The 7677-nt window shown below is 51.5% G+C and carries 12 protein-coding genes; 1 reads left to right on the top strand and 11 read right to left on the bottom strand.

What is annotated here, in order from left to right:
- Window positions 1-175: 175 nt before the first annotated feature.
- Window positions 176-718, bottom strand: a complete 543-nt coding sequence (gene dcd, locus AN477_RS06735) for a dCTP deaminase (RefSeq protein WP_054968390.1) — start codon at window positions 716-718, stop codon at window positions 176-178.
- Window positions 719-845: 127 nt separating this feature from the next.
- Between dcd and cmpA the strand changes: the two genes are divergently transcribed.
- Window positions 846-956 (top strand): cortex morphogenetic protein CmpA, encoded by a 111-nt coding sequence (gene cmpA, locus AN477_RS24320; RefSeq protein WP_157061842.1) that lies wholly within the window; start codon window positions 846-848, stop codon window positions 954-956.
- Window positions 957-1006: 50 nt separating this feature from the next.
- Here the strand turns inward: cmpA and AN477_RS25840 are convergent, their stop codons facing one another.
- The 10 genes from AN477_RS25840 to AN477_RS06690 form a co-directional block, all read right to left on the bottom strand.
- Entirely contained in the window at window positions 1007-1186 is a 180-nt protein-coding gene (locus AN477_RS25840) for a DUF2759 family protein (protein WP_083486031.1), read from the bottom strand.
- Window positions 1187-1300: 114 nt separating this feature from the next.
- Entirely contained in the window at window positions 1301-1513 is a 213-nt protein-coding gene (locus tag AN477_RS06730; RefSeq protein WP_054968389.1) for a hypothetical protein, read from the bottom strand.
- 60 nt (window positions 1514-1573) lie between these two features.
- Window positions 1574-1963: a S1 domain-containing RNA-binding protein gene (locus AN477_RS06725; protein ID WP_054968388.1), complete on the bottom strand. Its 390-nt coding sequence runs from the start codon at window positions 1961-1963 to the stop codon at window positions 1574-1576.
- A gap of 130 nt (window positions 1964-2093) precedes the next feature.
- Window positions 2094-2453, bottom strand: coding sequence for a septum formation initiator family protein (locus tag AN477_RS06720; protein ID WP_054968387.1), 360 nt, complete (start codon window positions 2451-2453; stop codon window positions 2094-2096).
- 85 nt (window positions 2454-2538) lie between these two features.
- Entirely contained in the window at window positions 2539-3126 is a 588-nt protein-coding gene (gene yabQ / locus AN477_RS06715; RefSeq protein ID WP_054968386.1) for a spore cortex biosynthesis protein YabQ, read from the bottom strand.
- A 4-nt stretch (window positions 3127-3130) separates the two neighbouring features.
- On the bottom strand, window positions 3131-3400 hold the full coding sequence (yabP, locus tag AN477_RS06710; RefSeq protein ID WP_245631740.1) for a sporulation protein YabP: 270 nt from the start codon (window positions 3398-3400) through the stop codon (window positions 3131-3133).
- Between the two features lie 180 nt (window positions 3401-3580).
- Entirely contained in the window at window positions 3581-3874 is a 294-nt protein-coding gene (locus tag AN477_RS06705) for an RNA-binding S4 domain-containing protein (protein ID WP_054968384.1), read from the bottom strand.
- Window positions 3875-4147: an HU family DNA-binding protein gene (locus AN477_RS06700; protein ID WP_054968383.1), complete on the bottom strand. Its 273-nt coding sequence runs from the start codon at window positions 4145-4147 to the stop codon at window positions 3875-3877.
- A 68-nt stretch (window positions 4148-4215) separates the two neighbouring features.
- The gene (gene yabN / locus AN477_RS06695) at window positions 4216-5799 is read right to left on the bottom strand and encodes a bifunctional methyltransferase/pyrophosphohydrolase YabN (protein WP_083486029.1); all 1584 of its coding nucleotides are present in this window, start codon (window positions 5797-5799) and stop codon (window positions 4216-4218) included.
- A gap of 83 nt (window positions 5800-5882) precedes the next feature.
- Window positions 5883-7496, bottom strand: coding sequence for a putative polysaccharide biosynthesis protein (locus tag AN477_RS06690; protein WP_054968381.1), 1614 nt, complete (start codon window positions 7494-7496; stop codon window positions 5883-5885).
- Window positions 7497-7677: the final 181 nt, after the last annotated feature.

Below are 7677 nucleotides of genomic sequence, written 5' to 3'. Positions count from 1 at the left end.
GGTTTGCCGCCGCCTTCCTTCAGATTCCACCTCGCGGTGGACACCCTTGGCTTGAGCTAATGGCTACTGCTACCTTCACCACTCCGGACTTCCACCGTATAGACAACGCCCATGCCGGGCGCACAAACAAAAAACGCCCGGATATCTCCGAGCGTCCGTAAGTGACTGATTCAAATCAGACCCTTTTGCTTTTCATGTCCTGGTAGATCCGACTGCCTGTTGCGTCTCGCTGACCCTGGTACTTCCCGTGGTACGGGTTCTGCGCCACCTGGTCCATCTCTGCAAACACAAGCTGGCAAATGCGCCATCCGCGAATCAATTTAATCGGGAGCCGATTTGCGTTGTATAACTCAAGCGTTATCTGGCCCTCAAACCCCGGATCAACCCAGCCAGCATTTTGAATAAACAAACCCATCCGTCCGATAGAGCTTCTTCCTTCCACGAAAGCAGTCAAATGGTTTGGAAGTTTGACATACTCGAGGGTCGTCGCGAGCAAAAAGGATTGCGGCGGGATAATAATCTCGTCGCTTTCAAACGACTCATACTCCGTCGGAGTATCGAGTGAGATAAAGCCCACCTGATGCTCCTTAATCTTTAAGAAGTGACTTCCAATCCGGACATCAACAGAAGCCGGTTGAATTTGTTCATCCTCCACAGGTGTGATGGTCAACGTACCGAGTTGCAGCATTTCTTTAATTTTTGCGTCTGACAAAATCAAGGATCTCACACTCCCACTGTGGCAAACAAACACTTCATTCATAAGATAAAAATAAACCACTCTTTCAGAGAAGCGGCAACAACCAGATACGCAAGGTGAATGCTTTTCCGAAGCGAGGTGAATTGGAATGCCGGATTGGCTCCAGACTCAACTGCGAAAGGCGTTCCAGAATCACGACAGGAAGTCTATTCAAATGCTCAATCAAGCTTTTTTTCGATACCGGGCAGCAAAAGCGTGAAACAAAGGAGAACCGTTGTCGGTTCTCCTTTGTTCGTGCGCCGTCGTGCATCAGGTGTGTAGTGTCGCCGCGATCCAGGTGCTGTAACCAAAAATTAAAGTAGAAAGTAATAAGAGCGTTGTACCTAGAGCATTCCGTTCGCGGAACAGACGAACCATACCGATGATCGACATAACCGTGAAAACCAAAAGGAAAATTGCGACTAACCAGGGATGGAGGTAATTTTGCACCGGCGTCACCTCAATTCATTTAAAACATTTGGCATCCACATTGCGGTCAATAACCCGCTCTCTGAACACACACCCAGCACACACCCCAAATTATATGCGAATCCGGACGGAGGGTCAAAGGAGGTTCTCACCGTCTGGCCGTGCAACCTGACCGCCAAACTTGTTTGCAATCCCAAGCAACACCTGCATGTCCACCGGCCCCAACTGAACCTTGTACATGTCTAGTGAAATATGACATCCATCCCGGTCATTTTCATTGTCAAACCTTAAAAACACTCGTTCCTCATCAGCCGTAATGTACTCGAGGTAATACACCGATTCTGACACAAAGATCCTCCTTGAATCGAAAACGGGAACGCTTCGCGTCCCCGTGAACGAACGTTTCAGTTATCCCCGACGACCGCCTCGGCCGCCTCGCTTGGATTCGCTTCGGCGCAGTGCCTGCAGACGGTCTTCACTGTCCTTCATAAACCTTGACAATTTATCTTCAAAGCTCTGACGCTGATGCGGACTTCGCTGTCTCGGAGCAGGCGGATTCGGATTCTCTACCGTCTGGCGAATAGACAAACCAATCTTTCCGTCTTTGTCAACGTTGATGACCTTTACCGTCACCTCGTCGTTCACCTTCAAGAACTCATGAATATCCTTCACATAACTATGCGAAATCTCTGAGATGTGAACAAGACCAGTCACACCTCCGGGCAGCAACACAAATGCCCCAAAATGGGTGATACCCGTCACTTTACCCGATAACTTGCTGCCAACTTCAATTGACATAAAGAAGAACGTCCTCCTTAGAGTTTGCAAAATGCCTCAGTCCAATATTAAGCAATCCGTTCTCTTCAATCAAGCTGGAAGTTCGCCCAAATTTTGAGTCCTGCCAGAGAACTGTGCCTAAATCCGAGGATCAGTGGCTCAGATTGAACGCAACTTGCCCCGGTTCAATGAGGTTGTACTTCTTTGCGGCGTATTGGAGCACATACGATTTGTCGCCCAACTGCGCCTGTTGTGTCTGAAGTAGCTTATGCTGCGTCTGCAGCCCCTGCAACTGTTTGGTCAAGCTCACTTCCTGACTCTTTAACGCATTGTACTGTGGCAGTTGGGTAGTCAAATAGTGATATCCCGCCCAAACAAGTACAACTGCTACAATCGCATACCGAAGACGGAACTGAAAAACCCGATGTCTGGCGGTTGCATCGCCGCTCACTCGACTGCCCGCTGTGGCATAACGAAAATTCCCCTTGCCACCAGACGACGTCTTTGCCAATCTTGCCAACTCCCCTAGCGGCAACAGGACACAGATGTTGACCTTTCCGATCCGTTGTATCCCATTTGCCCTGAAATTGCTCGCGTCACGATCGAATAACCCTTGCTTGCACCCAATTCGACGCGCGATCCCAGAATTCCTTCCAAACTTTGCTGAGCCATTCAAAACTTGTACGAATACCGGGAATTCGCGACAGCCACGGCCAAATGACGCGGATCACAATCACGCGGAGAAGAAAGAACAGACTGGACTCCAGTTTACAACCGATTTTGTACAAGCCCTGTGCCAGCGCTGCAAGAAGACGCAAAATAAATCGGAGCGGCCGCCAAAGCAAGACTTCTAGTACTCTCGCGAAGGCCCGTACAACCCTCTGAGTGAAGCGAACAATTCGGAACGCACTGGCCACGACTGTGGCGTGCAGCAGCATCCGGTACAGGAGATATCCTGCGAGTATGAGAAGAAACGTGTAGATTCGCAAGCGACCGCTGTCCATTTGCAGCGCTGTGTAGTAGACCGTTGCCGCGGACACGACCCAAAAGGCAATGTCGAGTACCGGACGCAGCCATCGGAACCACTTTGCAGCACCCGTTACCGTGTTATAGACATCGAATACAATTCCCATGAGTGCACCTACGGTGACGAGTACAAGTATATACATGCCCTGCGCTGTCATGGCTTCACCGCAGCAACCGCTTAGCAAGCGATTTTTTACTGTTCTTTCCGTCGACCGTGTAATCAAGGCTCGAAAGAGTCCCTTCGATGACGACTACGCCCTCTTCCAGGTCGAGATGCTTCATATGGAGGTTGGTACCGCGAATGGCTAACGGCCCGCCCGATGTAATAAGAGAAAACTGATTCACATCAAAGCTCTCTACGCTTGACACACCCGTTACCTCGATATTCTTACGTCCACGAATGGAAACGTCGTGACCTTCCGAAGGTGTCATGGTGCAGCCCTCCAACATGTCCGAATGTCTGATTCAGTGTATGCGAATCTCACCCCGAAATAGACCAAAGGGGTGACGGTTTACGTCACCCCTTTGTGCAGCTCGACTGTATGGCATATCCACCATCATGGGCAGAGAGCTTTCCTATGCCCAGTCAACATGCAGTTTCACAACAGGAACTTACTCAAACTGTGAATCCGCGCCAGCATCTGAATCTTCATCGCGTCCCGTACTGGAAATGAGTTCGTACATTTCGTCAGCGACCTCTTTCCGTGGGTTCTCAGTGAGTTGAAGCGCTCTCACTTCGAGCGTACGATTCGCGTAACGGATGGTCAGCACATCCCCCACAGCCACTTCAGTTCCTGCCTTCGCCACCCGTCCATTCACGGAAATACGGCCGGCGTCGGCAACTTCTTTCGCCACCGTCCGTCGCTTAATCAAGCGAGAGGCCTTTAGAAACTTGTCCAGACGCAATTACTTGGTCAGATCCTTCAGACGGTTGCCAGGTTTAAACGCAGGTACCGTGGATTCCGGAATCTCTATGGTCTCCCCAGTCTGCGGATTGCGACCTGAACGAGCTGCACGCTTGCGGGTCTCAAAGGTTCCGAAGCCGATGACCTGAACCTTCTCACCTGCTGCTAATGCTTCTTCAATGGCGCCAAAAACAGTGTTGACTGCTGTCTCTGCGTCCTTTTTCTTTAAGCCGGCTTGTTCAGCCACCTTGTTAACCAAATCCATTTTGTTCATTGTTAAAGGCCCCTTTCGTGGCGTATTTCGACATTTGTATTCGTGCTTTCCGGGTGAATTCCTGCTTGTTAGTCATCGAACGCCAACGTTTTTTCCTTTGCTTTACTCTGATTCCAGTAGAAATTGAGCTGCTGCGGAGACATCTCCTCAAAGTTTTGCCCATTTTTTTGTAAAATTTTCTCTACCAGCAAAACCCGACGCGAAAACTTCCGGTTCGCCAAACTTAGCGCTTCTTCGACATCGGTGCCAAGCCAACGTGCAAGATTTACGATGGTAAACAGTAAGTCTCCGAGTTCTTCTACCGTGTGGTCAGTCGGGCGACTATCTATGGTTGGGCGTGTCTGGATGTCCCCGTTCGTTTCCGTACCCTTGGTCTCGCCGCTTTCACTGGTGGCCAGCGATTGTGCCACTTCATCGGTTTCTTCGCGTACCTTTGCCAATACCTCTGTGACACTCCCCCAGTCAAATCCTACCTTTGCAGCTGCCTTTTGCAAATCCAGACTGGTTGCAACGGCGGGCTGAGCCCATTTGACCTTTGCAAATACAGAAGCCTTGCGATCACGCTGACCGGGAACTGCGTCTGTAGGATTGTCAGTGGTCTCTCCAGCTTTCGCCGCTTCCCAGTATTGCTCTGCCTCTTCTGCTGACTGTGCCTTTGATGCTCCAAACACGTGCGGATGACGGCGGATGAGTTTATCAGCAAGCGCGGCAAAGACGTCGCGAATGTCAAATGAGCCCTCCTCCGCTCCAATCTGAGCGTGCAACAGCACCTGCAGAAGAAGGTCCCCAAGTTCTTCTGCCAGAGCAAACTCATCGTCGTTGTCAATTGCTTCAGCGACCTCATAGGCCTCTTCAATCAAGTATTTGCGCAGCGTCTTATGTGTCTGCTTCTGGTCCCAAGGACATCCTCCGGGTTCCCTCAGCCGTTTGACCAGGTTCACAAGCTGCCAAGGGTCTCTGCGAAGGACCGCCTGATTCTCCGTCGGAGGGACGTACACCGTTGTCAGATGGTCAATCCACCCAAGATGATCTAACTCGTAGAGCGGGACGGTTTCCGCTCGTTCTTCGCTCTTGACCCCTGCGGCACGTATCACAGTACATGGGTAATCGTCCGGAAACGCCTCCATCAAGGTCAACTTCACGTCTGAGGCAACGGCCCGGTCGAAGACCTGAACAATCAATGTATGTAATGAGGGATGGATCTGTCTGCTCTCAAGATTCGTGCCATCGAGGATCGACAGCCCTTCAATCGGATCGACTTTGATCAGTGCGCACACTGCATCGACAAAGCTTTGACCTGAGCCAATCGTCACGTCTACGTCAAAGGCAGGTGCTGCTTTAATCAAATTTTGAACAGATTGTTCCGCCATCAGCGGGTGCCCGGGTACAGCATAGACTATCTCACCATGTTCTTTGGCATAGGCAATCAGTTTTTCAGCCATCAGTGCGTAGATGGACTCAAAACTTTGCCCTGATTCATACATCTCGTCGAAAGACTGCGCTGACAGACCATCTGCAAGCAGCTCGCCCGCTACCGGGTGGATGAACGTGCGAAAAAACACAGGCAGACCTGTCTTAAATTGTTGCATCGTTCCGAGCGGCAATGAGGACATATCTCCCGGACCGAGACCGACCACGTGTATGACAGGCAAAGAGTGCACTCTCCCATTCTAAAGTCGTTTGAAACTCGGACACAAGATGACTGAGGCAGCAACAAAAGCTCTGAGTGCAGGCCTCACACTTCACGCTTGACCAGTCCGAGCTTGATACATAAATTTGCGATCCCGTCGCCAACCCTTGGAACCTGACGCAGTTCACGCTCCACAACAGCTGAACTCGCGAGCAGCGCTGCTCCGTAGATGATGATACCAATCAGAATGAGGACGAGACAAGCCAGGCCCGCCTCCAAGCGATGACCGACAAACGGATGCCAAGTGCTCCACTGCCTCAACAGTGCATAAACAAACCCAGACATGATGAGCGTTGCCAGCAAAGGCTTCCCGAACCAACGCAACCAGAGGGTCTTCGTCTCAATGCGTCGATTCATCCCTGATAGATTGAGCGCCGCAGCAACGCCGTAACTGATCACCGTTGCGGTTGCAGCGCCGCGGATCCCATACGCGGGAACGAGCATTATGTTGCCAATCGCTTTAACGACACAAGCAATGAGAAGGTTGTAGACAGGCAGATAGACGCTCCCCGAGCCCTGTAAAACAGCGGCAAGCGTGGTTTGGAGGCTGGCGAAAACCGTTGCGTAGGCCATGATGCGAATCGTATCTGCCCCGGCCGTGTCTTTGAACAGTGCAACGTCAACCGGGCCTGCCAACAAAGCGAGCCCTGCTGCGGCCGGCAGCGCAAGCATCACAGTTAAACGAACGGCCATATCGATCCGCTCATTCATCAGCCGACGATACCCAAGCGTAAATGCCTCCGACACTGCCGGCATCACGGCGATCCCGATTCCCGCAGCAAGCGTTGTCGGGAGCATCATCAGTTTGGATGCGCGTCCACTGAGCAGTCCAAATTCGGTCGTAGCCGCACCTTGTGCATCGCCAGTGTGCTTCAACAGATTCACGACAGTCACAACATCGATATTGTTCATCAAGGGAACCACTAGTGCTCCGAGTGAGATTGGAAAGGCATAGTAAATCAGCTGGCGCACCAGCGTACTCGTCTTTACTTGATGAGCGGCTTCGCCTGCGTTCCGATCCGGATGCCTCCTACGCCAATAAAACAAAAGCAGAATGAGTCCCGAAAGCGCACCGGTGACTGCACCAAAAGCAGCACCTGCCGCCGCAATTTCTTTGCCATAACCCTGACTCACTAACCACACCGCGAGTCCGAGTATGGTCGCCACGCGAACAAACTGTTCCATTACCTGAGACGAAGCCGTTGGCTCCATCCATTGATAGCCCTGAAAGTATCCACGGAGCGCGCTTAATACCGGCACAATTAAAAGCGCTGGAGATATCGCTCGAATGGCCCATGTCGCTGCGGGATCACCGGCAATCTCTGCCCAAAACCGAGCTCCAAAGAACAAAATGGCAAAACTTGCTGCACCCAGGACGGAGAGCAACAATAAGGCTACGTGAAAAATCTGCGTAACGCCGCGGTTGTCGGAGAGCGCCAATCGTTCGGATACGAGTTTGGAAATCGCAACGGGAAAACCCGCAGTGGCCATCGCCAGCAAAGTGGCATAAATGGGATAGGCCATTTGGAACAGACCCATTCCGTGATCGCCGATGATATTTTGCAGTACGATGGTGTAGACCGATCCAAGCAGCTTCGTCAAAATGGCCGCTCCGGCAAGCAACATTGCACCCCGTACAAAGCTGTGTCCACTGCTCAACCGTGATTCCTCCGCTTCTGGCCCATATTTCGACAGATGAGCACTCTTCCCTGCTGATGCGCAAAGTGCTCTCTTACATACCTATGGACAAGGGAGCAGAGTATGTCCCAAACATGGCCCACCACGGATGAAACAGGCGGTGAACAAGGGTTTGTACCGAAACAGAAACCGGCCTCCGGGC

The sequence above is a fragment of the Paenalicyclobacillus ferrooxydans genome, from assembly GCF_001399675.1.
Taxonomy (GTDB): Bacteria; Bacillota; Bacilli; order Alicyclobacillales; family Alicyclobacillaceae; genus Alicyclobacillus_B; species Alicyclobacillus_B ferrooxydans.
The sequence above is the reverse complement of the archived record's forward strand: the minus strand, read 5'-3'. Positions and strand labels throughout refer to the sequence as shown.